Origin of the sequence: Streptomyces sp. UW30, from assembly GCF_008042075.1 — a bacterium.
GTDB lineage: Bacteria > Actinomycetota > Actinomycetes > Streptomycetales > Streptomycetaceae > Streptomyces.
Genome location: NZ_RDBN01000033.1, coordinates 200,968 through 227,157, shown reverse-complemented (window position 1 = coordinate 227,157; position 26,190 = coordinate 200,968). Strand labels below are relative to the sequence as shown.

General features: G+C 67.2%; 23 protein-coding genes and 4 pseudogenes. 17 read left to right on the top strand and 10 right to left on the bottom strand.

What is annotated here, in order from left to right; all coding sequences use genetic code 11:
* Nucleotides 1-793 precede the first annotated feature (793 nt).
* Nucleotides 794-2,098 (top strand): pentapeptide repeat-containing protein, encoded by a 1,305-nt coding sequence (locus tag EAO75_RS48240; protein ID WP_147995779.1) that lies wholly within the window; start codon nucleotides 794-796, stop codon nucleotides 2,096-2,098.
* A gap of 85 nt (nucleotides 2,099-2,183) precedes the next feature.
* Here the strand turns inward: EAO75_RS48240 and EAO75_RS45885 are convergent, their stop codons facing one another.
* Nucleotides 2,184-2,351, bottom strand: coding sequence for a hypothetical protein (locus EAO75_RS45885; protein WP_187284461.1), 168 nt, complete (start codon nucleotides 2,349-2,351; stop codon nucleotides 2,184-2,186).
* Nucleotides 2,352-2,646: 295 nt separating this feature from the next.
* On the opposite strand from EAO75_RS45885, the gene EAO75_RS16315 reads away from it, so the two are divergent.
* Nucleotides 2,647-2,874, top strand: a complete 228-nt coding sequence (locus EAO75_RS16315; protein WP_147995778.1) for a hypothetical protein — start codon at nucleotides 2,647-2,649, stop codon at nucleotides 2,872-2,874.
* A gap of 84 nt (nucleotides 2,875-2,958) precedes the next feature.
* Here EAO75_RS16315 and EAO75_RS16310 read toward each other — a convergent pair whose 3' ends face one another.
* Nucleotides 2,959-3,687: a hypothetical protein gene (locus tag EAO75_RS16310; RefSeq protein ID WP_147995777.1), complete on the bottom strand. Its 729-nt coding sequence runs from the start codon at nucleotides 3,685-3,687 to the stop codon at nucleotides 2,959-2,961.
* 37 nt (nucleotides 3,688-3,724) lie between these two features.
* Nucleotides 3,725-4,263: pseudogene (locus EAO75_RS16305) on the bottom strand (IS5 family transposase); the annotation flags it as partial.
* A gap of 258 nt (nucleotides 4,264-4,521) precedes the next feature.
* Here EAO75_RS16305 and EAO75_RS16300 point away from each other — a divergent pair.
* Nucleotides 4,522-5,214, top strand: coding sequence for an HNH endonuclease (locus EAO75_RS16300; RefSeq protein WP_147995776.1), 693 nt, complete (start codon nucleotides 4,522-4,524; stop codon nucleotides 5,212-5,214).
* Nucleotides 5,215-5,453: 239 nt separating this feature from the next.
* Nucleotides 5,454-6,380 (top strand): DUF5677 domain-containing protein, encoded by a 927-nt coding sequence (locus EAO75_RS16295; RefSeq protein ID WP_261989315.1) that lies wholly within the window; start codon nucleotides 5,454-5,456, stop codon nucleotides 6,378-6,380.
* Between the two features lie 655 nt (nucleotides 6,381-7,035).
* Here the strand turns inward: EAO75_RS16295 and EAO75_RS48585 are convergent.
* Nucleotides 7,036-7,236 (bottom strand): hypothetical protein, encoded by a 201-nt coding sequence (locus tag EAO75_RS48585; protein WP_410092362.1) that lies wholly within the window; start codon nucleotides 7,234-7,236, stop codon nucleotides 7,036-7,038.
* Between the two features lie 172 nt (nucleotides 7,237-7,408).
* Between EAO75_RS48585 and EAO75_RS16285 the strand changes: the two are divergent.
* A pseudogene (locus EAO75_RS16285) lies at nucleotides 7,409-7,653 on the top strand (transposase); the annotation flags it as partial.
* Nucleotides 7,654-7,735: 82 nt separating this feature from the next.
* On the opposite strand, the gene EAO75_RS16280 reads toward EAO75_RS16285, so the two are convergent.
* Complete coding sequence (locus EAO75_RS16280; protein ID WP_410092405.1) at nucleotides 7,736-8,365, bottom strand: hypothetical protein; 630 nt, start codon at nucleotides 8,363-8,365, stop codon at nucleotides 7,736-7,738.
* Nucleotides 8,366-8,756: 391 nt separating this feature from the next.
* Here EAO75_RS16280 and EAO75_RS16275 point away from each other — a divergent pair, with 391 nt between their 5' ends.
* From EAO75_RS16275 to EAO75_RS16265, 3 genes are all read left to right on the top strand, one after another.
* On the top strand, nucleotides 8,757-9,182 hold the full coding sequence (locus tag EAO75_RS16275) for a hypothetical protein (RefSeq protein WP_147995774.1): 426 nt from the start codon (nucleotides 8,757-8,759) through the stop codon (nucleotides 9,180-9,182).
* Nucleotides 9,183-9,468: 286 nt separating this feature from the next.
* Entirely contained in the window at nucleotides 9,469-10,005 is a 537-nt protein-coding gene (locus EAO75_RS47365) for a transposase (RefSeq protein WP_147995773.1), read from the top strand.
* A gap of 235 nt (nucleotides 10,006-10,240) precedes the next feature.
* On the top strand, nucleotides 10,241-11,431 hold the full coding sequence (locus EAO75_RS16265) for a UDP-N-acetylglucosamine--N-acetylmuramyl-(pentapeptide) pyrophosphoryl-undecaprenol N-acetylglucosamine transferase (protein WP_261989313.1): 1,191 nt from the start codon (nucleotides 10,241-10,243) through the stop codon (nucleotides 11,429-11,431).
* Between the two features lie 418 nt (nucleotides 11,432-11,849).
* Here the strand turns inward: EAO75_RS16265 and EAO75_RS16260 are convergent, their stop codons facing one another.
* Both EAO75_RS16260 and EAO75_RS16255 read right to left on the bottom strand, forming a co-directional pair.
* Complete coding sequence (locus tag EAO75_RS16260; RefSeq protein ID WP_147995772.1) at nucleotides 11,850-12,680, bottom strand: ABC transporter permease; 831 nt, start codon at nucleotides 12,678-12,680, stop codon at nucleotides 11,850-11,852.
* Nucleotides 12,677-13,288 carry an ATP-binding cassette domain-containing protein gene (locus EAO75_RS16255; RefSeq protein ID WP_187284459.1) on the bottom strand — a complete coding sequence of 204 codons (612 nt, stop codon included), beginning with the start codon at nucleotides 13,286-13,288 and terminating at the stop codon, nucleotides 12,677-12,679. Before EAO75_RS16255 ends, EAO75_RS16260 begins: the two co-directional genes overlap by 4 nt.
* Before the next feature lie 162 nt (nucleotides 13,289-13,450).
* Between EAO75_RS16255 and EAO75_RS16250 the strand changes: the two genes are divergently transcribed.
* A complete protein-coding gene (locus EAO75_RS16250; RefSeq protein ID WP_261989312.1) occupies nucleotides 13,451-15,760 on the top strand; it encodes a polyprenyl synthetase family protein in 2,310 nt (769 codons plus the stop codon).
* A gap of 331 nt (nucleotides 15,761-16,091) precedes the next feature.
* On the opposite strand, the gene EAO75_RS16245 is transcribed toward EAO75_RS16250, so the two are convergent.
* On the bottom strand, nucleotides 16,092-16,487 hold the full coding sequence (locus EAO75_RS16245; protein ID WP_147995771.1) for a luciferase family protein: 396 nt from the start codon (nucleotides 16,485-16,487) through the stop codon (nucleotides 16,092-16,094).
* 346 nt (nucleotides 16,488-16,833) lie between these two features.
* On the opposite strand from EAO75_RS16245, the gene EAO75_RS16240 reads away from it, so the two are divergent.
* From EAO75_RS16240 to EAO75_RS16220, 5 genes are all read left to right on the top strand, one after another.
* Nucleotides 16,834-17,733 (top strand): hypothetical protein, encoded by a 900-nt coding sequence (locus tag EAO75_RS16240; RefSeq protein ID WP_147995770.1) that lies wholly within the window; start codon nucleotides 16,834-16,836, stop codon nucleotides 17,731-17,733.
* A 637-nt stretch (nucleotides 17,734-18,370) separates the two neighbouring features.
* Nucleotides 18,371-18,760 carry a PepSY domain-containing protein gene (locus EAO75_RS16235; protein WP_147995769.1) on the top strand — a complete coding sequence of 130 codons (390 nt, stop codon included), beginning with the start codon at nucleotides 18,371-18,373 and terminating at the stop codon, nucleotides 18,758-18,760.
* 29 nt (nucleotides 18,761-18,789) lie between these two features.
* Nucleotides 18,790-19,446, top strand: coding sequence for a hypothetical protein (locus tag EAO75_RS16230; RefSeq protein WP_147995768.1), 657 nt, complete (start codon nucleotides 18,790-18,792; stop codon nucleotides 19,444-19,446).
* Nucleotides 19,447-19,639: 193 nt separating this feature from the next.
* Nucleotides 19,640-20,368, top strand: coding sequence for a response regulator transcription factor (locus tag EAO75_RS16225; RefSeq protein ID WP_147996031.1), 729 nt, complete (start codon nucleotides 19,640-19,642; stop codon nucleotides 20,366-20,368).
* Nucleotides 20,365-21,801 carry a sensor histidine kinase gene (locus tag EAO75_RS16220; protein ID WP_147995767.1) on the top strand — a complete coding sequence of 479 codons (1,437 nt, stop codon included), beginning with the start codon at nucleotides 20,365-20,367 and terminating at the stop codon, nucleotides 21,799-21,801. Before EAO75_RS16225 ends, EAO75_RS16220 begins: the two co-directional genes overlap by 4 nt.
* A gap of 137 nt (nucleotides 21,802-21,938) precedes the next feature.
* Here the strand turns inward: EAO75_RS16220 and EAO75_RS16215 are convergent.
* Nucleotides 21,939-22,823 (bottom strand): annotated as a pseudogene (locus EAO75_RS16215) (site-specific integrase).
* A gap of 142 nt (nucleotides 22,824-22,965) precedes the next feature.
* Between EAO75_RS16215 and EAO75_RS47360 the strand changes: the two are divergent.
* Nucleotides 22,966-23,172 (top strand): annotated as a pseudogene (locus tag EAO75_RS47360) (hypothetical protein); the annotation flags it as partial.
* 72 nt (nucleotides 23,173-23,244) lie between these two features.
* On the opposite strand, the gene EAO75_RS16205 reads toward EAO75_RS47360, so the two are convergent.
* Nucleotides 23,245-23,976, bottom strand: coding sequence for a TetR/AcrR family transcriptional regulator (locus EAO75_RS16205; protein ID WP_147995766.1), 732 nt, complete (start codon nucleotides 23,974-23,976; stop codon nucleotides 23,245-23,247).
* A 15-nt stretch (nucleotides 23,977-23,991) separates the two neighbouring features.
* On the opposite strand from EAO75_RS16205, the gene EAO75_RS16200 reads away from it, so the two are divergent.
* Nucleotides 23,992-25,146 carry an oxygenase MpaB family protein gene (locus EAO75_RS16200; RefSeq protein ID WP_222723956.1) on the top strand — a complete coding sequence of 385 codons (1,155 nt, stop codon included), beginning with the start codon at nucleotides 23,992-23,994 and terminating at the stop codon, nucleotides 25,144-25,146.
* 31 nt (nucleotides 25,147-25,177) lie between these two features.
* Nucleotides 25,178-26,152 (top strand): NADP-dependent oxidoreductase, encoded by a 975-nt coding sequence (locus EAO75_RS16195; RefSeq protein ID WP_147995764.1) that lies wholly within the window; start codon nucleotides 25,178-25,180, stop codon nucleotides 26,150-26,152.
* The last annotated feature ends 38 nt before the right edge of the window (nucleotides 26,153-26,190 follow it).

Sequence of the window (26,190 nt, the reverse complement as noted above, 5' to 3'; positions counted from 1 at the left end):
CCGTTTACCTGTTGTCCCAATGAGCAAGGGACATTGCCGAGCGCCGGGAGACAGTCGAGGCCCAAGGAACCGGTCAGACCTTGGAGGTTGACAGGGATCAGGCCACTTAGCAGGTTGCTCGCAGGGGCTGAGGCACCCGAGGATCCGTCGCCGACGGCGGCTCCTGCGCTGGTCGCGCCCCCGAGGGCCGCTGTGGCGGCAAGGGCGATGGCGGCGAGAAGGGTGCGTACGCGCATAGCGCACTCCTTTGCGTTAAAGGGATCAGACGCATCAGGAGCTGTCCACCAGGCAGTCTGGAAAAACTGACCGGGGTTGAAGATCACTCGATGGGTATTGCACGCGCACCGCACGGGCGGCGGTCCTACGGGCCCGCGCCTGCTCCGGCGTCCGGGAGGGTCGCAGCCCGGCCCTGGTTGGAGCACGAGTATCGCCGTCGCAGGCCCGTGTGCCGGCGTCGCGGTCGTTCGATTCATCAATCTGCGCCAGTGCCTCCCGAAGTCGTGAACAAACGCTGCTCCTGCTCGTGAACAAAGCCAGGGTGTCGGTAAGAGCCGTGTCACCAGCCGTAAATGGTGACTGACCGACCCCGTGAGCTGCGGGTCAGGTGAAGGTGCGAGCGCGTCCATCCGGGGTGTACCGCCACTCGCGGCTCGGAGTGGCGCCACAATCTCGCCGCGGCTTCCCCTAGGCAGGAAGTGTGATGATTGCGCTCCATCAGCGGCGGGCCCAGGCACGTCGCATGCGGCGACTGAGCCGGATTGGGACCTGGGTGCTCGCTCTGGGGGGTGCCCTAGTGCTCGCGGTCGGTTTGCCCTGGCTGGTGTGGCGAGGTCCGTACCTGCTCGATAAGGGGTACATCAACACGGCCACGCTGGGTGAAGCCAGCGGTTCGGCCACGCTGATCACTGGCCTGCGCACCGCCCTCGTGGCGTGCGCGGCCGCGATCGGGGCCGGAGTAGCCCTGGTGTACACGATCCGTAACTACCGGCTGACTCGGCGCGGGCAGGTCACCGACCGGTTTACCAAAGCCCTGGAGCGCCTCGGGTCCGACCACAGGTATGTGCGGATCGGCGGAGTGTTGGCGCTAGAGCAGATCGTCCAGGATGCCCCCGAGCAGGCCACCCACGCTGCCCAAGTACTGGGCCACTTCGTGCGCGACCGCGCTCCGGCCCGCCCAGGCTCACCGAATGGCCCGGACGGCCCGCCAACTACGACGGACACTTCGCTCCCCATGCTTCTGGAGGCAGACGTCCAGGTGGCCTTGACTGCTCTAACGCGTCCCCAATCGCGCACGCACGTCGACGATTTCGAAAGGCTCTACCTCGAAACCCTTCACCTTCCCCGCGCTCTCCTGGACGGGGCCGACCTCACCGGCGCCAAGCTGGTCGGGACGAACCTCACCGACGCCAGACTGTTCACGGCGAACCTCATGGGCGCCGACCTGAGCCAGGCGGACCTTACCCGCGCCTACATGTCCGGGGTGAACCTCACCAGCGACCCCACCAATCCCGAACTGTTCACGGCGAACCTCACCGGCCCCAACCTGAGCCAGGCGGACCTCACCCGCGCTTACCGGTCCGGGGTGAACATCACCGGCGACCTCACCAGGGACATGGCCAGGGCAAAGCTGGTCGGGACGAACCTCACTGGCGCCGACCTGAGCCAGGCGGACCTCACTGGCGCCGACCTGAGCCAGGCAGACCTCACCGACGCCAACCTGAGGCAGGCAGACCTCACCGACGCCAACCTGCGCGAGGCTAACCTCACCCACGCCAACCTGGGCGACGCTATCCTCACCCGCGCCAAGCTGGTGGGGGCGCACCTCACCGACGCCCACCTGGCCCAGGCGAACCTCACCGGCGCGGACCTGAGCCAGGCAGACCTCACCCGCGCCGACTTGCTCCATGCGAACCTCACCGGTACCTCCCTGCCCGGGGCGAATCTCACCGGTGCCTCCCTGCTCGGGGCGAATCTCGTCGGGGTGTACCTCGGAAATGTCGTGGGATTGACAACGGAGCAAGTCAGGTATGCGTATGTCAGTGCGGAGACGGTGCTGCCGCCCGGCCTCAGGATGGATGGGGGGCCGTCCACCACCTGAGGAGCAGATCCCGGCGCCTCCGGGCAGTCCCACACGTGGACGACGATTCCGCCAGGCGGCCGCCGACGTCGACGCGCTGCACCCTTCACGCCCACCGATCGGAGTTGTCCGCCGTCGGCGCCTCCCGCTTCAGCGGCGTCGTGGGCACCTGGTCGTAGTTGACGCCCGGGATGGGGTGCGCCTGGTCCGGCGTCAGCCATACCCGGTACTCGCGGGGTTCGACGGTCTCCGTCTCCGGGACGTCGGCCCACATCGGCAGCCCGACTCAATACGTCCACCCGGCCCGGGGGAACTGCGCCCGGGCGTGGAGGAGGCCGCGGAGCTCCTGGCCGTCCGGGAGCACTACGCGCACCGGGGGCGGGGCGGGACGGCGGAGGGCACGCACGCCACCGTACGAGACGGCTCCCGGGTGCCGGCGCCTGCCCGGGCTGTACGTCAWCGCGWTGACGTACAGCGGCCGCCAATGACGTACGCGGCGGCCCCGGCCGGGACCGCGCTCGAGGTACCGCCGCCGTGGCGCTCGGCAGGGTGGGGCCAGAATCTCCGTCATGTCAGAGACCTTCTGGACCGCCGTCGGCTCGATCGGCACGGCGCTCGCCCTGGGCTTCGTCGCGTGGCAGGCGTACCTCACCCGCGCCGCGCTCAGGGTCAGCCAGCTCATGACTGCGGGCGCGATCCGCAGTCGGCTCGACTCCCAGGCCCCGGGCGTCACCCTCAAGCTGACCGCCCCGCGTTGGGAGCCGCTGGCCGCGGTCCCCGCCAGCTTTGTGAAGTGAGCGGTCCAGCAGCCCCGACCGCGTTGCCGAGCCCGAGCCACTGGCACGGGTCAGGAACTGTGAAACAGGCACTTAAAGGTGGTTTCAGAAAGGCGGATCGTCGGCAAAGCCTTCAGCGTGCGCGCGGACGTCAGCGGGTGTGTGCCTGTGCTGCTGGAAGGGCGTGATGTCCTCGCCCCATCTGGCGAGTGTGTCGATCGCGCGCTGCCGGTAAGGGGCGCTGTTGGCGGCGAGAGCCCACACGTCATCACGCAGGCCTTCAGCCTGGTGGGCGAGCTCTGGTGAGGTAAGCAACGGAAGTACAGCGGCTAGGGCGGCATCGCGGATCTTTAGCTCTTCGGCTGTGAGGAAGGGCTGGATGGCGTCGTAGAGGGTCGGCCGAAGGGCGTGGAACGCTTCAATGTCGGCGTCGTACCCGTCAGRTGCCTCTTCGTTGGCGTCCCAGGCAGTGCTGCCGAGCCAGTTCAGGAGACCGACACGAAGGAGAAGTCGTGGTTCCTCACCGAAGTCAGCGGCCTCCCATGGCCTCTGGTCAGTGACTTCGGCGAGAGTCCGCGGGTGCCCGAGAATGGCCGCCACGAACGATGCCGCAGGGGCCGTGGCACTGTAGAAGGTGTTCGAATGCGTGACAGCTTGTTGCAGGTCGCGGAGAGCAGCGCCCTGCTTGCCCGCGTCGTTGTCGAGAAGTTGTCGCAAGATCTCAGGCGTCGCTGGCGCAACGTTCGGGCAGCAGTGCTCCACCGAGCCCCAGTCTGTCCGCAGCAGCAGCTCTTCCGGATCAGCGGAATGACCTTGCTGACTGTTCATGCTCATCGGGCGAGTGTGACAGCTGGCCAGTGCATCACTGCACTCAGGTCCGGACAGCCTGCTCATGGGGCAGGTGCTTGGACAGTTGGAGCAGGCAGATGACGCAGCACGCAAGTTGCAGAAGTCCTAGATGCAAGTCAGCGCGGCGCTCGTAGCGCGTTCGCAGTCGCTTGAACTGATGGAGCCAGGCAAAAGTGCGCTCGACCACCCACCGGGTCTTGCCCAGGCCTGAACCGTGGGCGACACCGCGCCGGGCGATGAGGGGCTTGATGCCACGCTTCCACAGCAGGCGGCGGTACTTGTCGTAGTCGTATCCGCGGTCGGCGTACAACCGCTTTGGCTTGTTCCGGGGTCGGCCTCGCAGTCCTCGTATGCGGGGAACCGCATCGAGAAGAGGGATCAGCTGGGTGACGTCGTGCCGGTTCCCACCGGTCAGCAAGACAGCGAGTGGGGTGCCGCGGCGATCGACGAGCACATGGTGCTTGGAGCCGGGACGGCCTCGGTCGACCGGCGACGGTCCAACATGGTCCCCCCTTTGAGAGACCTGACATGGGAGCCGTCGACCGCGCAGTCGTCCATCTCCGCAGCGAAGTACAGCAACCTCGCCGACCAGCCCTGCCTCTCACCGTTCGTCTGACCAGCCCGGCGGACCTCAGCAACCGCCCCGCCCGTAGTTCGCATCGAGGGGCAGTTCGACGCAAGGTCTGCCAGGGGAGCCGTTCTTAGCTCATGGACGGCGCCCCGCCGGCTTGACTCGGTCGTCGAGACTCCGTCGACCTCATGCGGCATCCGCGCGCGAACCACGGCGCCACTGTCAGTGCCAGTCATTAGCATGCCGCCATGAGCGAGCGACCTGCCATCCCGCGTGAGCTACGACGCCGTGTCCTCCTTGAGGCTGGCCATCGTTGCGCAATTCCCACATGCCGAACCACGCCAGTGGAAGTCGCACACATAATCCCTTGGTCCAAAGTGAAGAAGCATGAATTCAAGAATTTGATTGCCTTATGCCCTACATGCCACACGCGATTCGATGATCCGCACAACCCGCTGGATCGCAAGGCCATGCGGCAATACAAGGCAAACCTGAACCCCCTTCTTTCGCTCAGTGTCAGCAAAAAGGGCGACCAGATCATGCGGATCGCTGCATACCAAGATTTTCGCATGAAGGTCGGCACGTGGCTGCGCAGCGCTCAGGCGCTCGGTTTGGTGAAGTCTAAGCGCCGCTCCACTGCACAGGGAATTGCAAGCGCCGAGAAAGAAGTCAACGAAAGGTTTGCCGATGCGCTAATTTCGGGACTGGATTTCAACTCCAGCTGGAAAGGGACCTACGCCGAAGCAATCGCGGGCGCAATCTTCTATCACATAGCAGATTGGGTTGACGAACTCTTCGATAGCGAGTTCCCTGCACCCCGGAAGCTGGCCAAACGGGACGTCGTTGATGAGCTTTCGGAGGCGTCGATCAATTTGCATCTTGCAGTGTGTGAAGAGGTTGGCATCCTGGAAGCGGAAGACACTGATGCAGCGGCGAGGTAGAGCGGGCGACGAGACCCCTCCTGTGATCGAACTCCCAAGGCTGTGGTCGGCACACCGTGGACTATCTGTGGACGGAACCGCCCTAAACAAAGTACCCATAAGGCCCTGACCAGCTGCCTTTCCTGGGAGTGAAAGGCCCTCCGGATCCGTTTCGCTACCTCGGAAAAACTCGACCACCTAGTGGTAAAGCGTGAGATCATGCCTATCAGGAATTCTGCCATATAGCCAAGGAGCAGCACGTGCATAATTCCGGGGGAACGCCACAGGAAGAAGCAGCGGCGACTGAGAGTCGAGAGGGTCCGTTGGATTCGCGTGAGAGGTTCCTGGCGCGAGTGCAGGCCGTGGAAGACTTTCTTGAGCTCGCCGATCGCCTGATCGTGGTGGGCGAGCTCAAGTGGTCGAATGTTGACGCCGACTATCGACTGCTTGCAGTGAATTCATGCCTGCGGCGGCAGATTGAGAGCATGAAGGCGGCCACTCTTCTCGCACGGCAGGACCTTGGACATCTGGCGGTTTCCTTTGTTCGCGCCTCGCTTGAGGACGTCTTGTACCTTGGTTTCTTTGGGTCACTGCCGCTTGAGGAATCGCAGGAACTTTTCCTGCTGCTCAGTAACTGGGATACCGTGCGGTCCCTGCTCGCTCAGCGTGCCTATGTTGGCGACGACGTGATGAGGAATCTCTGGTACCCGGCGGGGTTCCTTGACGCAGTGGAGATCAAGCGAGATGAGGTGCGATCCGCCCTGATGGATCTCCAAAAGAAGTACAGGTGGCCAGGAGGTGTCATTCCGTCCGCCGATTGGATTGCAGAGAGGGCAGGAAAGGGAGAGCTGTACCGATATCTTCACGCTGCTACGAGTCGAGCATTGCACTTTTCTGCCGGCGAAATTATGCGCCGAGGCTGGGGGCACCCGGCCGGAAAGATGGTCACGGACAAGGCGGAGTTCAGAGACCACCTAGCATCTTTCGCGCTTGACCAACTTTGGCGACTCCACGTGGAGTCTTGGGAAGTTACATCGCCTTTTTGGGAAGGTGCAGCCGTTAGCGGTGACGACACGTTGAGCTTTGCCGATACGGAACCTGTACTGAATCGGCTGCTGGCTCTAGGGAAAGTTCCACTCGTACATGCTCATGAGTGGAACCTGACTCCCAACGGGCCCCTGCGCTGAGGTCTCTGACTCAACAGTGACCAAGACAAGCTGCGTAGTAGCCATGAGTATCTAACTGCGTGACAACGCCCACGAACAGCGGGGGACGAGCGCGGACGCCTGCGGACCATCAGCGCAGGTGGGAGCCACACCAGCCCAGAGCACCGCCCCCACCCAGGTTGCTTCGGGACGAAGAGGTCCAACCGTGTTTGTCCGCACGGACGTGCCAGACTTCCGCGCAGGGAACGAGGCAACCAGCCCATCGGGGGACGACCATGTCGACATCGTTTGCGGGTCTCCTGCTGCCGCCACTGATTCTGGTCGGGACCCTCTGGCTCGCGTGTGTTGTTCTCGGCCTGCATGGCCTGCTGCTCGGACGTATGCCGGGCCGATGGCTGCAGCGCCACGTTCGACAGCCGAGACTCTGGGGAGCGGACGCTCTACTCGTTGCAGGCGGCGGGTTTGAGCATCCATCAGTGACAGCGGTCGGAATCGGCCTTGTCGCCTTGGGCCATGCAGTGAAACCATCGTGATCAAGCCCGTGCAGATGCGTGCCAGGTCGTCCGGGGAACCACAGGGAACACCCGGGAACCAATCGACCATCCACCAGGCGTCTGTGCCTCTCCGTCGCAGGTCAGGCCCAGAGCAAGGGCCAGATGCCCTTAGCTTCCCAAGCTCAGGGCTCGTCTACGTGACCGTTCAGATGGAAGAGAAGCCACTCAAGCCAGTCCGCGGTGACTTCCAGAGACGAGGCCCAGCGGTGCATGGAACTGACGTAGGTGGCGTATCGGGCGGGCCAATGACGAGTGCCGGCCGCCTTCCAACTGGACCACCCGAGGGCGTTCAGTGAACGAAAGACCCGGTCGTCGAGGATCAAGGCCCGGTCGCACGTGGCGTTTTCTCAGCAACTGCTGGTCATTGAGGTCAGCGAGAGCAGCCAGGTACGCAGCGGGCTTGCTTCCAAGATCGAAAATGCTGTTGTAGTCAGCGAAGAGCGCGCGAACATCTGTGGTGCTCCTGACCTGCAACGATGTGACTTGTCTAGGGTCCTGTTGGCTGCACGGAAAGAAGCACTTTGCGTCGAGGGCGGTAGCAGCGGGGTGGTCTCGCAGGCCGGGGCGGTGCTGCTGGTCGAGACGGTCCGCAAGTCCGGTCTGGATACCGCGATATCGACGGCACTAGCGCCGTGGCGCAAGCGGCGGCTGTGCACGATCCGGGCAAGACCCTGCTGGATGTGGCGCTGTCCGTTGCGCTCGGCGGCGACTGTCTGGCCGACGTCGGCATGCTGCGTGCTGCCTGGTTCGGGTGAAGCCCAACAGACCTGCCACTTACGGGGCGAATGCCAGACCGTGGTGAGTGCAGCTAGCCGGGCTGCCTCATTGTTGCCTTGTTCCCTGACGAAGGGGCAGCCCGCCGGCGCGATAGATGTCGTCGAGGATCCCCATGGTCACCACGGCGTCCGCCGCCGACGTGATCACCGGTCCGTGGTCGAGGACCGCGTCCGTGAACGCCGACAGTTGCGCGGCATAGCTCGACGGGTGCCCGGACATCCGCTCGCGACGCACGACACGGCCATCAGCACCGCGGATCGTCAGGCGGTGGAAGAGCTGGGGCATCACGAAGTTGGTCACGTGCATCTCGCCGGCCGTGCCCACCGCCCCGGCCCGGATCGATAGCAGGCGGCGTGACCACATCGAGGCGCGGACCCTGCCGGTGGCCCCGCCCGGGAAGAGGAGTTGAGCGCTCATCGCGCGGTCGATCCGACGGTCCCTGCGCAGGGTCTGCAGTTCTGCTTCCGTTACCGCGGGGATCGAACCACCGAGCAGGCGGGCGACGTGCACGGCGTAGCATCCGGCGTCCGCTGTCCCCGATGCGCCATCGGCGGTCCCTGGACCGCATCGGCGCGTGGCCGACCGATCGCCGCACTGGGCCCGGCCCGAAAACCCGGCGGGCGGTGGAGGTGGACGGCAAGAGCCTGCGCGGCGCCGCCAGAGCCGACACACCATGGTCGTCACGGGGGTGGGTGAGTCGGCGATGTCGTGCCTGTGGAGCCGGAAAACCTGAGGTCAGCTGCTACGGATCAAGGTGACGGGCACTGGTGCGGCACGGTCATGGTCCGGTCACATTCGCCGCACGGAACGGTCATGGGCCTCTGTGAGCCTCCTGTGTGGCCCCGCGACAGGTCGGGGGAGAAGGAAAGGCTCAGACTGTGTCAGCGCTGCTCGTTCTGCCCCTGCCACGTGCGCCATGCAGGGAACCGGGGTGTGGTCCTGCGAACTATCACCGCGGAGACGCACCGCGCCTTCCTCGCGTTCCCCGACGGCGCCGCCCTCGGCGCCATTTGGTATGCGTAGCTGCGAGGGTCCAGCCGTTAATGATCAACATCTGGGGGATTCCATGCTGAAGTCAATTCGCCTGTTGCTGCTCACTTCACTGGCAGTGGGCACGCTGATGACCACCTCCGTCGGGCCGGCCAGCGCCGCGCCGGAGAAGATCAACCGGGATCAGGTGCTTTCGATCTCGGACAAAAAGACGGCCGAGTGGACGTCGATCGGCGGGTTCCAGGTTCAGCTGCGCTATGGCACCTACGACGGTTCCCAGTACGGCTGGGCCAAGTTGGACAGCTTCCCGGCGGACCGGCAGGGTGGCATCTGGCTGGAGACCAGTTCCGACGGCGGCGCGAACTGGGTCACCCGGTCCATCTACAGCACGACGGTGAGTGTGTTTACCGAAGGAGTCCAAACCAGGTCGGACAGCAGCTTCGTGATGCGTGCCTGCTACCGGGGCCCGGAAACGAACAAGTGGTGCACCGACAAGTGGTGACCGGCTAGCCTCGATCGTTCATGAGGGGCCGTCAGCTTGCTGACGGCCCTTTGTGGTGGGTGTTGTTGGGGATTTCGGGCTCTGGCACAGATCTTGGGCTCTGTCGCTGATTTGGGGGTGCGTGACGATCAAGAGCAGGTGGGCATCACCTCTGCGTGGGGGATGTGGTTCGCCTCGCCGACCTTCTTCTTCCGGGGGTTGGGGTGGCGGTAGAAGGAGTGGTTCTCGGGGACGCTGAGGTTCGTCTTACTGTGCGGTCCACTGTGGGGTCGGCCGCCTGCCCGGGATGCGGATGGAGATCCTCGCGTGTGCACTGCTACTACCAGCGGTCTCTGGCGGACCGTCCCGTCGCCGGCCGACAGGTGCGACTCGATGTGGGCACGCCGTCTTGTGTGCGGCACGGCAGTTGCGGGCGTCGGACGTTCGGCGAGCAGGTACCGGACCTGACGCGTCGACACGCACGCCGCACGAATTCCCTCACCGCCTTGCTCACGGACATCGCACTGTTCCTGGGCGGACGTGCCGGAGCCAATCTGTGCGGACGCACGGCCGTCACCACCGGCAAGGACACCCTGCTCCGCCTCCTTCGCGCACTGCCCGTCCCCGCAGCGAGCACCTGGCCCTCGACGTCTGGCTCGCCGACGTCCGCCTTGACGGGCAACGAGCAATCCGCACCCTGGCTGCCGGCATGCGGCGCGATCACGCAGCAGTACTCGCCGCCCTGACCACCACGTTCACCTCGGGAGCGGTCGAGGGCAACGTCACCAGAATCAAGCTGCTGAAGAGACAGATGTACGGCCGGGCCAACTTCGACCTCCTGTGACGCCGCATCCTCCTGTCACCTTGATCAACCGGCTGACACCCCCAAATCAGCGACAGAGCCCAAGATCTGTGCCAGAACCCACGACTCGTGAATACAGCCACTCCTCCTATCTGCGCTGGCGCTTGGTCCGTCACGACGGGGGAATGAGCGACGGCCCAAGCCGCTCCACATTGCCGCATCCACCCCCAGGCGGCGCTGTCCCTGGCGAGTAGGGAGGCCGCGCTACTCTCGCTGCGTGGCTGAATTCTCCTCTGGTGGCTCGACTTCCAACGTTCCTCCCCTGCGACTGATTGTCACGGGCGGTGGTACCGGCGGGCATACGTATCCGGCGCTCACGGCGGTCCGGACGCTTCAGAACCGGCTGGCTGCCGAGGGCAGGGCCCTTGATGTGCTGTGGATCGGCACGGCCGAAGGCCTGGAAGCACGTGTCGCGCCGGCCGAGGGCATCGCTTTCGCCACGGTGGCCACGGGGAAGATCCGCCGCTCGGCCAACCCGCTGAAGATGATGTCGGTGGCGAACATGCGGGACATGGCGCGGGTGCCGCTCGGCGTGGCCCAGGCACGCAAGCTGGTCGCGGACTTCCGGCCGGACGTGGTCCTCGCCACCGGCGGCTATGTTGCCGTTCCCGCGGGGCTGGCCGCGCGTATGTGCCGGGTGCCGCTGGTGCTGCACGAGCAGACCGTGCGTCTCGGCCTGGCCAACCGGAAACTGGCCGGCTCGGCGACTCGGATCGCAGAGTCCTCCGAGTCGACGGTGCCCCTTCTCCCGCAGGAAGTGCGGGGCGCGGCGGTGGTCACCGGCAACCCGATCCGGCCGGAGGTGCTGGCCGGGCACGCGGACAAGGCGGTGCAGGCTCTCGGGCTTCACGGCTTCGACCGTCGGCTGCCGACCGTGTACGTCACCGGCGGCGCGCAAGGGTCTCAGCAGATCAACGGCGTCGTACGGGATGCGCTGCCCTGGCTGTTGGAGCGTGCGAACGTGATCCACCAGTGCGGCCCGGACAATGTCGGGGAGCTGCGGCAGCACGCAGCGGCACTGCCCGCCGGATCGGCAGGCCGGTACTACCTCGCCGGGTTCGTCGGCCCGGAGCTGCCCGACGTCCTCGCGCTCGCGGACATCGTCGTGTCCAGGAGCGGGGCCGGAACCCTGGCCGAGCTCACCGCGCTCGGTAAACCGGCCGTGTTCATCCCGCTCGCCTCTTCGGCGGGCAACGAACAAGCGCACAACGCCCGCCACTTGGAGGAGGCCGGGGCCGCCGTGGCTCTGCTCGGTGACGTCACCGCAGACCGGCTCCAGCATGCGGTAGGCCCGCTCCTCGCCGATCCCGCACGGCGGGAAGAGATGGCGCAGCGGGCCCGGGCGCACGGAAGGCCCGATGCGGCAGACCGGCTCGTGGACGTGATCCTTTCCGCCGCATCCGGCTGACCCGCCTTCGGCTACCGGTGGCTGCGTTAGTGGACGCCCACGCCGATGCCCGCGGCCCGTGGCCCGGACGAGGGACGAGGTTCCCCGAATCGCGTACGGCGACTTGTTTCTCCTCGCTTCGGCACGGGCGTGGGCGTGCCAGGGAGGACTCCCGATGACCCGTGACCGCCGTCGCAAACAAGACGTCCGCTCCCTCCGTGACGACAATGATCCTCGGTACACCCGTGCACGCCGCGGGACGGCCAGCGCCCCGGGTGCGGGTATCCGCGACTACCCCGGTGAGATCTACATCTGCACGAGCTGCGGACAGCTGGCATACGCCAGCTGACCTGGGCCCCCTGATTGCATCGGCCGACACAGGGGGCTGACGTCGGCGTTTGGGGACGCTGGCTTCCCGACCCGGAGCAGTGTTGGCTGATCAGGCGTGTTCGGAGTCTGCTGCGCTGAACCTGATGTGTCGGCTATGGGGGATGCGGGTGCGCGTCGGGAGGGTGTTGCGGGTGCGGCGGTGAAAGGCGGCGAGGCTGATGAGTGCGGCGGCGGTGAACCAGAGCATCTGGATGCCGAGGTAGCTGGGCAGGGCGGTGGTGGAGAAGCCGGCGGCGGTGCTGGCCTGCATGGACCCGTAGGAGGGCAATAGGCGTACGACGGGGCTGTCGGAGCCGGAGTTCGCGATCGGGTTCTGTAGGGCGAGGTCGATGACGCTGATCATGACGATGGTGAACATGCCCTCGACTTCCTTCCTCAGAAGTGAACCCAGGGCGACACCGATGGCGCCGTAGGTCATGGCGGCGCTGAACAGGGCGGCGGCGAGGAAGAGGGGCTGCTCGGGGGTCCAGAGCAGGTAGGTGAGAGCGGTGGCGTAGCCGGTGACGGCACCAGAGGCGAGGGTGAGAGAGGTGATTTTGGCGAGGAGGAGGTGGGCGCGGGGGTAGCCGGCCAGTGCGAGGCGTCGGTCGAAGCTGCCGCCGGCAAAGGCGGAGGCGAACATCATGAAGCCGATGATCAGGGTGACCGCGTTCAGGGCGCCGGTGATTTCGGTGAGCTGGTTGCCCGCCGGGGTCAGGATGTCCTTGGTGGCGCTGAGCTGGAATCTAGTCCGGGTGCTGGGGATCGAAAGGTAGGCGAGGGTGGTCCACAGCGGGATGAAGCCAGCGACGAGAACCATCGCGAAGCGGTTGCGCAGATGCTCGGCCAGCGCGTACCGGGTCGCGGTGACAAACAGCCCTGTGTGGCCGTGCCCCCTCATGAGACCAACGCCTCCTGCACAGGCTGCAGGAGGCCGTCTTCCAAGCGCCACAGCTCGTCCAGGCGGGCGGTGTCGTAGGCCAGGTGGGAGACGACCAGGACGGAGCGACCTTCCTGGCGCAGCAGCGCGGCCAGGTCCCAGAAGCGTTGGTAGGTCTCCCAGTCGAAGCCCTGGTAGGGCTCGTCCAGCAGCAGCACCTGCGGGTCGTGTATCAGAGCGAGGGTGAGGTTGAGTTTCTGGCGGGTGCCGCCGCTGAGCGTTTTGGCCTGCTGCTGGTCGTACTTACGAAAGTGCAGCCGGTCCATCACTTCTTCGGCGCGGTGCAGGTCGGGGAGTGCGTAGGCGGCCCTGAAAAACTCGAGGTGCTGACGGACGGTGAGCGCGTCGTTGAGGACGGCCGCCTGCGGACAGTAGCCGAACCTGCCGTTGTGGCGGACCGTGCCGTGGTCCGCGCGCAGCTCACCGGAGAGGATCTTCAGCAGAGTGGTCTTGCCCGCCCCGTTCTCCCCGACGATCCCAGCCAGTACCCCGCCGCGCASCCGCAGGTCCACCCCGCGCAGCACCTCGCGCCGACGGCGGTAGGCGTGGCGCACACCTCTGACCTCCACCGGGCCCCCTTCCGAAGTCTTCGCTGTTGCCGGCCGGGTGCCCAACGCCACGACGGCGGCGAGGTCACGGGGTATGCGGCAGGCCGGCCCATGAACCATCCGTACGGTGAGAACCCTGGCTCGTAGGGCAGCGGCTGGTCACGAGCGCCCTAGGTTTTGTCCGTGACCCACGACACCCGCTCCGCTCCCGCGGTGCCGCTGCCCGCACCTCGCGCCGATGCTGCCACCGCACCGTTCGGCACGCCGCACCCTGAGGCCGACATGGAGGCATGGTGTCTCAGCGGTGATCTTCACAGCGAGAGCGGCGGTGCTTACCGTTGGGCAGCCGCCCTCTTCCGGGAGGGCCACGGCTGCGGGTCGGGCACCGGCCCCGGTTATGGGCTGCTCTTCACGTGCAGCGGCCCGGAGGGATCGGTGTGCGGCAGCTGGTTGAGTCCTGATCTTGTGGAAACCATCCGTGCCTCGGTCCGCGGGGACGAGGCGATGGATCCTCGGGTCCGCAATGCCCTGACGGACGTTCTGGCCGAGGGAGTTCCCCTGCCCGACCGCCTGCTCGAGGGGGAGGTCGCCGACTGTGCCGAGCGGCTGGATCTTATGCTGGGCGAACAGGCCGCGCTGCGTGTCGAGGACGACGGGGGTTTCCTCTTCACCGTCCGGGGCGAGGTGGAACTGGAACTGCGTCTGACGCCACAGAAGCCGGCCGTCCCACAGTTCGACGTCCATGGCCACTACCCCGGGCCTCGCCCCGACGGGAGCGATGCGACGACTTCGTACTTCATCCCCCGCCTACGTACCAGCGGTCGTTTGCGCACCCAAGGCAGCACCTGGGAATGCGTCGAGGGGCGTTCCTGGTTGGAAAACGACTGGGGCGGTAGGGTCCGCCGCTCCAGTCGGGCGCAGGGTATTGCCGACCGCTCCTGGCTGTGGAGTGGTATGCAGTTCGACAACGGCTGGGACATCGCCGTCATCCGAGCCCAGCACACCGATCCCGTCACCGCAGAAAGCACGTCGTTGTTCACCAGGGCGACCGCCGTCGCCCCCGACGGCTCGGTCAGCTATCACCACGACCTTACCTGGCAGGCCACCCAGCACTGGACTTCCCTGGCCAGCCTGGAGAGTTACCCCACCACCGCCGTGCTCGGCATTCCCGGCCTCGGCCTGGACGTTGTGGTCGCGGGCCCTGCTGCCGGTCATGAGACCCGCACCGTTCTGACCGGCCGCGCCTTCTGCGAGTCCCCCGCCACCGTCAGCGGCACCATGAACGGCACGCGCGTCTCTGGAAACGCTTTCGTGGAAACCCTGCGCTCCGGCACGGTCGGCGACGTGGAACGCTACATGCGTCGGATCTCCCAGATTTCCATCTCCGAGGCCGCCGCCGTCTATCCGGCGAGCCCCGACGTTGCTTCCGTCTATGCGCTCACCGGCGCCGACAGTAGCCCCCCGCTCGACCATGACACCCTCGACCGACTGCACCAGTCCCTTATCGCCCCGCTGCGCCATCTCTTGGACAACCCGGGACGCTCCTGGCGCCCCTACATCACCGGCGCCGTCTTCTGCCTCCTGGGCGTCGACCCAGAGCCCTACCGGCCGCTGACCGCTGTGTCCGAACTCCTCCACACCGCCTCCGCCGTCATCGACGACATCGAAGACGCCTCCCTGCTGCGCCGCGGGCGGCCCGCCGTCCACCACCGCTTCGGTATCCCCACCGCTATCAATGCCGGCACTCTCGCCTACCTCACCTTCGATCCCATCCTGCAGCGCATCCCTCAGCACGACGGGGCCACGATGCTGCGCGTTTACCGCCTCTGCCTCCAGGCCCTACGCACCGGACACACAGGGCAGGCCCTCGATCTGACCGGACCCCGCAGCGCCTTCGAACACGCTGTGGCCACCGGCAACCACCACCTTCTCCTCTCCCAGGTCCACACCGCCCACCGGCTCAAGACCGGCGTCCCTGTCCGGTGCATGGCCGAAGCCACCGCGACACTGGCCGGTGCCACCGAGGAACAGATCACGGCGCTGGGCCGGTACTTCGAAGCTGTCGGCACCGCCTACCAGATCAGCGACGACGTCGCAGACCTCGACGGTGTCACCAGCGCGGAAGACCGAAAGCAGGGCCGATCTTCCAAGACACCCGCCGAGGACCTCCTCAACGGTCGCATCACCTACCCTGTCGCACACGCCACCGGCCTCCTCGATCACGACGACCGCCACCGCCTGCGCGACAGCCTCTACCAGCAAAGTCCCGACGGCGCCGCCCACGCCGCGGAACTCCTCACCCGCAGCGGCGCCTTGGAAGCCTGCCTGGACGACGGCCGGACACTCGTCAACGAGGCGTGGAAACCCCTCAATGACCTTCTCCCGTCCAGTCAGCACAAAGCCCTCATCCGAGCCCTGGGCTGGTACGCAGCCCAACGCCAAACCGACCCCGCCACCAAGAGGCCGGGCACGGTGGCTGTCAGAGTGCGGTAGGCAGGGTAATGCCCGTTTCGGGCTTGGAGTTGGGTGAGGGTCGGTGGGGTGAGCCGGTGGTCAGGTGCGGGGCTGCTCGTGTCTCACAGCGTCGCGCCATGCGTGCCGCCCGTACTCTCAACAACACCCGTGCCTTGTCGACCAGTACAGGTACGAGTTCGCGCACGGGCCGGTCCGCGAAGGCCCCGTGAACCTTGGCTACGGCAAGCCTCGACCTCGGCTGGACTGCGCGTCGCGCTGAAAGAGTCCGTCAGGCGCTCCACCACCCCACGGATGGCTTCGTCCTCGCGTACCTTGTCAGCCACAACTCCACCTGCCTGAAAGGTGCTTCTCAGCCTCCGCCGAGATTCTCACGCGGACCGACCGCGCTGCGGTGATCATTGCATTCCGCTCGCGGAACGTCGTCTGGAACCGGCCACGCATGATGCGTCTGGAGGGCGAGGCTGACCAGGGTCATGAGCAGATGGACGTCCGCGGTCACGTCGAGGCGCAGCGTCACCCACTGCGAGCCGGGCACTAGCTGGACGGCAGGCGCTGCCGTGAGGTGTTCTTCGAACCGTCCGATGGCCCGGGCCGTGAGGTAGACGTCGACGTGGTCGTCGGAGTGGAAATGGGCGATCTCGCCGTGAGCCGTACGGAGAGCTCGACCAATACCGCAGCTCGGCTCCGCCTCGGCGAGATCGGACCAGGTCGCCAGTTGCGCGAGGGCACTCGCTGCCAACGTCATGCGCCCATCATGACCAGCTCACCCCCCGGCCACCAGAAAGTGAGGGATCCGTAACCGATCCGCAGCGCCGGAAAGGCCAGATACCGCCTCGATATACACGGCTGGCCAGCTGCGATGACCGATAGTCAACTATCTCTGGACGTGTGGCTGAGCACCTTCAGTTGGCCGCTATGAGCGTGGGAGTCGGCCAGGAAGTCCACCCGGCCAAAGGCTCTTGGCACGGCAGGGGAGCCGACAGTGACGCCCGGGAAAACTTCCGGTGACGCGATGGTGGGCCACCGCAACCGGCCTGGAGTTACAGCGGTCACACAGGTAACACAATGGGCCCCGCATCCGAGGTGTGGTCATGAATAGCCGTCCGCCGCTACTCGTCACCGCCGCCGTGTTGCTCACGGCGGCGGTGTTAACCGGCACCACCGCACATGCCGCCGACACGCCGACGCCCACGGATCCGATCACGTCCGGCGCGCCCTTCTCGTCCGCGTCCGCTCCCGAAGCCGCCCCTCCGGTACAGCCGCCGTCGCCGACCACGTCCGTACCGGCGTCCACGCCGCAGATTGCCTCTCCCTCCACATTCCCGCCGCGGTGGACCGAGGAGGACTGTGACCGGCATTGGCCGTCGTATAGGGACCACGGCCTGAAGCTCACACTCTCCGGCCTGCCTGCGGACATCACGGCAGGCAGCGGCTGGCACGATTTCGCCATGCGCGTCGAAAACCTCACGGACACAACCTTCGAGGACCTGTTCTTCATCGTCCTCAGGAACGCGACCGATCGCATGGACGACCCGGACGAGATGTACTCATCAGCCCAGATGGTCGGCCAGTACCTCGACCTTCAGCGCCAGGATCCGACGACGCATGTCTGGGTCGACCTCACCTTCAGACCGACCCTGGGGAAGAGCGACCACGACCGACTCCCCAGGACCGGCATCGCCCAGCGTGAGACGCTCACGTTCCAGCTCCGCCTACGCATCAGCAACGCCATACCCCTCAGGGAGACATCCAACGGCAGCATCGTCGTGCACATGCTGCGCCCGGAAGCGGACGGCAGGTGCAAGCTGACGGTCGGCAGGGACTCGTTCCGCATCCACAAGCCCCGCACGTCCGCCGGGAACGGGATCGCGTCCACGCCCGGCTCCTCCTCCGCGTTTCCCTGGCTCGCCCTCGCCGGCGGCGCGGCCGTCACGGTCGGCGGCGGCGCGGTGTACGCGGTACGGCGCCGCAGGTCGGACCAGCAAAGCTGACCAGGTCGCCTGACCGGGACCCCACCTCCTCACACCACCACCATGCAAAAGCCTGCACCCGAGCGCGCTGGCCGCCCCGGCAAGGTCTCAGGGCTGATGACCATGTGACACAGCCGGTCCCCACGTCTCGCCCGGTCGTGAGCCATGGACCCGGTGGCCGTCGAGGGCGACCCCAACCGGGATTCGATGCAAGATCCGGTTCCGCTCAGGACAGTCATTGCACCCGGCTGCTGCGGACGACATGCCTTAAACCGGCTCTGAGCACAGAGCGGCCAACCGAGGCACCCGACCACAGGACGTCACATACGCGTTGTGACTCGCAGCAATGGTTGGCCAGAGGCGGCGGGAACGCCGCTGACGAGCGGACCGCGCTCACGGACGGTTGGCCAGTTTGCCCAGAGATAGTTGGCCACCGAGGTCTCGTCCCATAGCGGACTACCCTCACGGAGGCGCCGCCGCAGGCGCCCTTCGACGAGCGATGCCGACAGCGGTGGCGGCGAAAGATTGGTCGTTTGCTGGTCTGCTGCTGTCGGTTCTCTGGGCTTGCTCTCGACGGCGTGTTCCTAGGGTCGTTGACGTTCCCCCGGAAGTCCGGCCCGCCCGGACTCCGCACCCCGTACCGCTCTGGAGACACCTGATGCGTGCAATGCCCCGTCGTGCCCTGGCCGCCGTTCCCTCCGCTGTGCTGATGTTCGCGCTCGTCGCGTGCGGCGGCGGATCCGACTCCGGTGATTCCGCCGCCAGTGGTACGCAGGCCGCTGCTCCCGCCCAGGACGGAGCTGCGGCGGGAGGCGGTGACCCGGTGGAGACGCCGCTGACCGGCGAGGCGAAGGAGAAGGCCGAGGCGGCGGCGCTGGCCGCCTACCCGGGCACGGTGGTCAAGTCCGAGGAGGACGCGGAGAACCCCGGCCTGTACGCGGTGGAGGTCAAGAAGGCCGATGGCAGTGAGGTCGAGGTGTACCTCGACCCGAAGACGTACAAGGTCGTCAAGACCAAGGACGAGGCGGCTGACGACGACGGCAGCTGATCCCTGGCCGGTCCGAAGGAAAGAGCGCGATGCCCACCGACCCCGCACGCCCCGCGCCCGCCCAGCAGTCGGATCCCGATGCCACGGCGGTGCTCCCCGCCGGTGCCTTCGACCCGGCTGAGGGCGGGTACGGAGACCGCTACGCGGAGGACTCCTTCGACTACCCCGTCCACCCCTCGCCCGGGCCGGCGCAGTCCTGGTCGCAGGGTGGACCGCCGCCCGACTTCACGCCGACTGCGGGTCCCGCCGCGGAGTCGGACGGCGCAGACGTGGGGCAGCGGCGCGCGGACCAAGACCGCTCGCGCCCGGCGGGCCGGGGGCAGCAGGTGGCCGCCCGACGCAGGCCGGCTCTGATGGCGGCTGCCGCGCTGGTGGCGATGGGTGGCTTCGGTGCCGCTCTGTCGATGGTGAGTGACACGCTCTCCTCCGACGCGGTGCCCAGCGGCTCCGGCGGTACCGCGCAGGTTTCCGCGCCGAAGCCGCCCATCGAGCCGTCTCCTGCGCCGGATGCCACGGCCTCCGCCTCGCCCCCGGCCGCTGGTGGAGCTGGCGGAGCCGGTACGTCTGCTGCGCCGAGCCCGACCGGTCTCCTGCCCAGCGCTCGTGAGCAGCACGGCGACGAGCACGGGGAAGGTGGACGGGAGGAACACGACCGCGAGGACGGCGACCGCGCCGACGACGACTGACTCCCCTCGGCGTCCGGCATTGTCGCTGCCCCGCTTTCGCCGCCCGGCCGGTCCCTCACTCCCGCTCGACCGGCCGGGCGGTTCCCCTTGGCATTGCTGTCACCGTCGCGTCGCATCATCCGTTTCCCCAGGTCCCAGGCGGGTTCTCATGAACACCCCAACCCCCATGGCACAGCTGTGCGAGCCTTTCGGCATGCGGCTGCTGCTGATAGAAGACGACGACCGGATCGCCGGGCCACTCACCGAGGGGCTGGGCCGCTACGGCTTCACCGTGGACCGGGCGCGCACCGGCGCCGCCGGACTCGCGGACTCCGCCGACACCGCGGACCTGGTCCTGCTCGACCTCGGGCTGCCGGACATGGACGGCCTGGACGTGTGCCGCAGCCTGCGGGCCCGCTCGCCCATCCCGATCATCATGATCACTGCCCGGGGCGAGGAAGCCGACCGGGTGGCGGGGCTGGAACTCGGCGCGGACGACTACATGGCCAAGCCGTTCGGCGTACGGGAGTTGGTGGCCCGTATCCGCGCGGTCACCCGCCGCACCGGCGCCCTGCCCGCTGCCCCGGCGGGACCGGACCCGACCGCGATACCCGCGGCGGCGCCCGCACCGCAGCAGCTCGGCCCGTTGCAGATCGACCGGCGCAGCCGCCAGGTCCGTGTCGGCGGACGCGAAGTGGCCCTGTCCCCGAGGGAATTCGACCTGCTCGGCTACCTCGCCCAGGATCCCGGAGCCGTGCACTCCCGTCAGCAGATCATGGACGCGGTGTGGGACCCGCACTTCTTCGGCCCCACCAAGACCCTCGACGCCCATGTCGCCGCCCTGCGCCGCAAGCTCGGCGATCCCGGCTGGGTCACGACCGCGCGCGGTGTCGGCTTCCGCCTGACCCTGCCCGGGGATCCGCCGCCCGAGGCCGCCCGATGACCCGGCGCCTGCTGTACAGCTATCTCGGCCTGGCCCTGCTGGTGCTGGCCGGCCTGGAGATCCCGCTCGGCTACCTCTACGCCCGTGGCGAGACCGACCGCTTCGCCCAGAGCGTCGAGCGGGACGCGACGATGCTCGCCGAGGTCACCGAGGAGAACATCGAAGAGGGCAACACCGCCGAACTGCCCACTCTGATTGGCGACTACACCACCCGCACCGGCGGCCAGGTCATCGTGGTCGACCGCACAGGTGTCGTGCTGGCCGCCTCCGGCTCCGCCGTCCCCGCCGGCACGAACCTGTCCGCCGAGCCGGACATCGCCACCGCCCTGAACAACCAGCCCACCACCGGCACCCGCACCGGCACCGACGGTGCAGAGGCGCTCTACGCCACCCAGCCCGGCGCCTCCGGCACCACGATCCGCGGCGCGCTGCGGCTGACGTACCCGATGACGATGGTCACCGACCGCATCCACACCATCTGGCTCGCCCTCGCACTGGCCGGGGCCTGCGTCCTGGCCGTGGTCGCCCTGGTCGCCTTCACCCTCGCCCGCTGGATCACCCGCCCGCTGCGCACCCTGCACCGTGCCACCACCCAGCTCGCCGACGGCCGCCTGACCAACCCGCCCGATGTCACCAACGGCCCGCCCGAACTGCGCGAACTGGCCGCAGCCTTCACGCACACCGCCACCCGCCTGCAACAACTGCTGGACGCCCAGCAGGCGTTCGCCGGCGAAGCCTCCCACCAGCTCAAGACCCCGCTGACCGCGCTGCGCCTGCGACTGGAGAACTTCGAGCCCTACCTCGACCCGCGCGCCCACGACAGCCTCGACGAAACCATCGGGGAGGTCGAGCGGCTCGGCCGGATGGTGCACGGGCTGCTGGCCCTGGCGCGCCTGGAGAACTCGGCCACCACCCCGGAGCCGACCGACCTGGACGCCGTGCTCGCAGAGCGCGCCGCGATGTGGGAGTCGCTGGCCGCCGAACAGTACGTCGCCGTCACGGTCACCGGCACGACGGCGGGCAGGGTCTGGGCGATCCCGGGGGCACTGGAGCAGGTCATCGACAACCTCGTCGCCAACGCGCTCCGCGTCTCCCCGCCCGGCACCACCCTCACCCTCACCCGAACCCCCGGCGCCGAACTCCACGTCATCGACCAGGGCCCCGGCATGCCGCCGGCCGACCGGGAACGGGCCTTCGACCGGTTCTGGCGCGCCTCGGACTCCCACCACGACGGCACCGGCCTCGGCCTGCCCATCGTCCGCCACCTGGTTCGCGCCTCCGGCGGAGAGATCACCCTGCACGCCTCCCCCGGCGGCGGCCTGGACGCCCGAGTCCGCCTCCACCCCGCCCCACCCACAAACGGATCCCGGGGGAAGCGACGCCTCGCCAGCGCCTCGCCTCCATCAGCACGGTCAGCAACGACAGCGCGGTGACAGCCCGATCCACAGGGGGCCGACCCTGCGCGCGCACTCCGCGCCCGGCGGGGACGGGTTCGAGGACATCACCGTCGACGTGTCCACCAACGGCGATGACCGGTCGGGTCCTGGTCGCGTGGGGCAGCTCGTAGGGATCAGCATCGCCTGTCGCCAGGCGCGAGCAGACTGGTGGCTTCGGCGATCGCCTCCGCCGAGGGATGGAAGTACTTCCGCACGTTCTCCGGCTTCTTGTCCCGGGACTTCGCCATCAGCATCAGCAGACTCGCCCCGCCCTCGCCGAGGTGCGTGAGCCCTGAATGCCGCCATTCGTGCAGGTCCCAGCCGGTGCCGCTCGCCGCCGATCATGGTGTGCTCGTCCAGCAGCATGCGGGCCTGCCCGTACGACAGCCGGACCAGCCCGGTGTCCGGGCACACGTCACGCGGGCTGACGACCTTTCCCGGGCCCGGCCTGCGGGGGGTGACGAACACCGGGCCTCGCGTACGGCCCTTGAGCAGGCGGGACAGCAGCCGGGCGGTGCCCGCGTACCAGTACACGGTCTCCAGCACGAAGTCCTCGCGCACCGTGCCGCGGCGGCGGGTGCGCGGCCGGGCTCCCTTCGCCTTCACCCGGGCCCGGCGGCCGGCGAGGTCCAGCTCCTCGATGTTGATGCCGAGGATCTCCTCCGACCGCGCCACGGTCTCGTAGAGCATCCGCCACAGCGTCTTCTCCCGAGGATGGATATCGCGGCGGGCGATCAGCCGATCGATGGCCATCTTCGAGCGGGCCGGGGTCTCGGAGTCCGGTGGGCGTTCCAGGTGTTGACCGCCGCCTCACCCCACAGCTGTTCCAGGGCGCCGCCGATCTCGTCGTCCGCGACCGTGGCGAGCGGGCGGCCTTCGCCGAGCTGTTCGGCGGTCTTGCCGACCCCGATCCCGTAGTTGCGGACCGTGTTCGCATTGCCGAGCGAGTCGAGGAACGCGTCCGCCGCGCTCCGTATGGTCAACGCCTTCCCGGCGGGCAGTCGTACGAGCCTTGGCACCGCTTCCCCTCCTGCCGCAGATAATAGGACGTTATCTACGGAACGACTTCAGACGGGTCCCGCCGTCGACGCTCCGTCAGCCGCCCACCAGGACCGATCGAGGCTTAGCGCCGGTTTCGTTCCGATGTTCTTCAACCCCCGACAGCGCGCCAATTGGAGGAGCAACGACGACTGGTGGGAGAGCGATATCGCCGATGAGGACTCCTCCTGGGCCAACCATGGCATCTCCGGCCCGGGCATCAAGGACCACATGAAGGTCTACTCCCGGCCCCGTCGGGGCGGGCACGTGTGCATCTGCCTCGCCCCCGGCCAGGAGGTCCGCTACAACGGCGCTGCCAGCGACAACGGCCGGCAAACTCATCGCCCCGGCGCGCCGGCCCTGCTGCCGGGCCGAAGCCGCTTCCTGAAGCGGGCGGCCGACTTATCTGGTGGCATCCGTCGCACGCTCCCCGGCGAGGGCTTCGGTACCGCCGATGATGATCTCGACGCTCACGTCGAGCTGGGTGCGCGCTGAGACGTCGGGCAGGTCAGCGGCGATGCGCGCCAGGTGCGGGAAGCCGTCGGCATCGCGTTCGGCCAGCGCCTGGCGCAGCGCGGTAAGGAGCGGACCCTGTTTCCTGGCCGAGGCCGCGATGTGGTCGTGGGCGTACTGCAGGCAGACGTTGTTGAGGAGGGCCAGCATGCGGATCGCGGTGTCGCTGTCGATGCCGCCGTCGACCATCGCGCCGAGCATGGCCTCGGCTGCGTGCAGGACCGTGCCTTGGAATGGAGCACCGCTCACGAGATGCTGCGCGAGCGGGCCGGTCGCGATCACACTGTCGGCGAATCCGCGTGCGTACTGACGGCAGACGTCTTGCCAGCTACGGTGTGCACCGATCCGGACGGTAGCGAAGGACTCCGCGAAGACGTCCAGGGCAACGTCCCGGAGCAACGCGTCCTTGTTCGCGACGTGGTTGTTGATCGCTGAACGGTCAACGCCCAGCACGTCGGCGACCGCTTGCATGGTAATTGCGCCCGGTTCCAGCGACCGGGCGGCCGCGACGATGCGCGCCCGGTCCAGGCCCGCGCTCTGCCCGCGTGTGCGTCGCGCGCGGCCGCCGCGGGATGGGTCGACCTCGGTCGGGTGGTCCGTCGGCAGTCCTTGCGTAATCACGTCCGTGATTCTACATTGCCCCGAGAGAATCACGCTCGTGATTTAGGAGGCTTGATCATGGTCCAGGACGGACGAGAGCACGTCGCCGATACTGCGGTCATCACCAAGGAACAGGTCCTGGGGACGGAGCGCCGCTGGCGCCGCTTCGGCGAACCGGCACCGGCCGGCTCGTCGATCACGGCCGACGGCTCGCCCGACTACGGGCTGTTCGGACCCGGCAGCGTTGCGTGGGAAGTGCTGCTGCATCCGGCTACGACGGTGTTCCTCAACACCGCGCAGGTGCTGATGCAGACGCGCGGCTACAAGGGAACGGCCGCGGGCCTGCGAGATCGTGACCCGGTTTCGCGCAAGGGCCGAGCAGGGACCGCGACGTTCTTCGACTTCTTCGAGCGAATCTCACGCAACCTGGGCATGCACGCGCCCATGTGGTTCGGCGATACGCCGACGGCGCAGCTGATGGCCAAGCACCTGGATCGCTTCCACCGGAAGGTCACCGGCGACGTCATCGACATCGGTCGGCCGGAGCTCGGTGGGTACTCCGCCACCAGTCCACGCGAGACCATGTGGGCCGCCCTGACCGAGCTTCACCCCGCCCTTTGGATGTATGAGAGCTTCGCCTTCCGTGACGGCCGCCTCCCGCACCGGCTGAGGCCCGAGCAGCGTGACCAGTTCGTCGCCGAGGCCGGTGCTTACCTGCGACTCGTCGGCGCCGACGAGGACGAGATCCCGACCACCATGGCCGAGCTGCGAGCCCTCTATGCGAAGTACGAGGCGCTGTTTGCGCCGAGCAAGACGTTCGACATCAGCCCCGAGACAGGACAGCTGAACTACCGGACCGGCCTCACCACCATGTTCAAGAACATGAACCTGTCCCAGCGGCACGCCTTCATCCCTGTGTTCGTCGAAGTGATGCTGCTGGAGCTCCCCGTCCTGGGCGCGATGCCCGGCAAGGCGCGATGGTCCATGGGCATCGGCCCCGTGCGCTCCTGCCTGTCCGTCATGGCCCGGCGAGTCGCGATGCCGCTGATGTGGCTGATGCAACAGCCCTCGATCGAGCGCAAGTTCCTGCGCCTGATGTGGGGACCCGACGGCACCAACCTCATCGAGTCCGCACGTGCACTGCATCGCCAGGCGCTGGCCGAGCGGGCGGTCGGTGAGCGCACCCCATGAGCACGGGAGATCGGGCCAGAGGAGCCTGGTCATGAGCGAGTCGTCGGGAGGCAGCCGTGCGACCAACCACGAAGGAAACTCGATGCGCGCAGCGATGTACGACCGTTACGGATCGGCGAATGTGTTGACGATCGTTGAGCGACCCGAACCGGCGATGCAGGACCTGATGGTCGAAGTCGTCGCGTCCAGCGTGAATCCCAAGGACACGTTCGTACGTAAGGGTCGATTCAAGCACCAGGCAGGAGCTCGGTTTCCCAAGGGCACCGGTTACGACTTCGCCGGGATCGTGATCGACAGTCGCGTCGATGACATGCCGGTCGGCACCCCCGTTTACGGCATGCTGAGAGGGTGGGAAGGGCGGGCAGCAGCGGACCTGGTGTCGTGCCGTCGTCAGGAGGCGGCGCCGGCCCCCCGGTCTCTGCCACTGGTTGACTCGGCGGCGATGCCGCTCGCCGGCCTGACCGCCCTGCAAGCCCTTCGCGACAACGCATCACTTAAGCCGGGCCAGTCCGTGCTCATCAACGGAGCCAGTGGCGGGGTTGGCACATACGCGATTCAGATCGCCAAAGCCCTCGGCGCAGAAGTGACCTCCGTGTCGAGCTCGGCCAGCCAGGAACACTGCCGACGACTTGGTGCTGACCACACTCACGACTACGGACGCGGACGACTCCCCCCGGGGCAACGGTACGACGCAGTCTTCGATGTATTCGGCAACCTGTCGCGCCGCGAGGTGAGCGCTGTTCTCAAGCGGACTGGTCGCCACATCACGACCGTGCCGTCGGCTGCCAATATGGCTGCGACAGCGCTTACGCGGTTCCTGCCGCAGAGGACGTCACTCGTTGTCGTGCGCTCCAACCACGACGACCTGCGTGAGCTCAGCCGGTTCGTGCAAGATGGCGTACTGGTTCCGGAGGTCCAACGGCGCTATCCCTTGACCGAAGTCGCGGCGGCCCATGCGCACGTCGAGAGCAAGCACACCCGAGGAAAGGTTCTTCTCGTCAACTAAGGGCCGTCCCGTAAGTGATCTTGATGTGCGATGGTCTT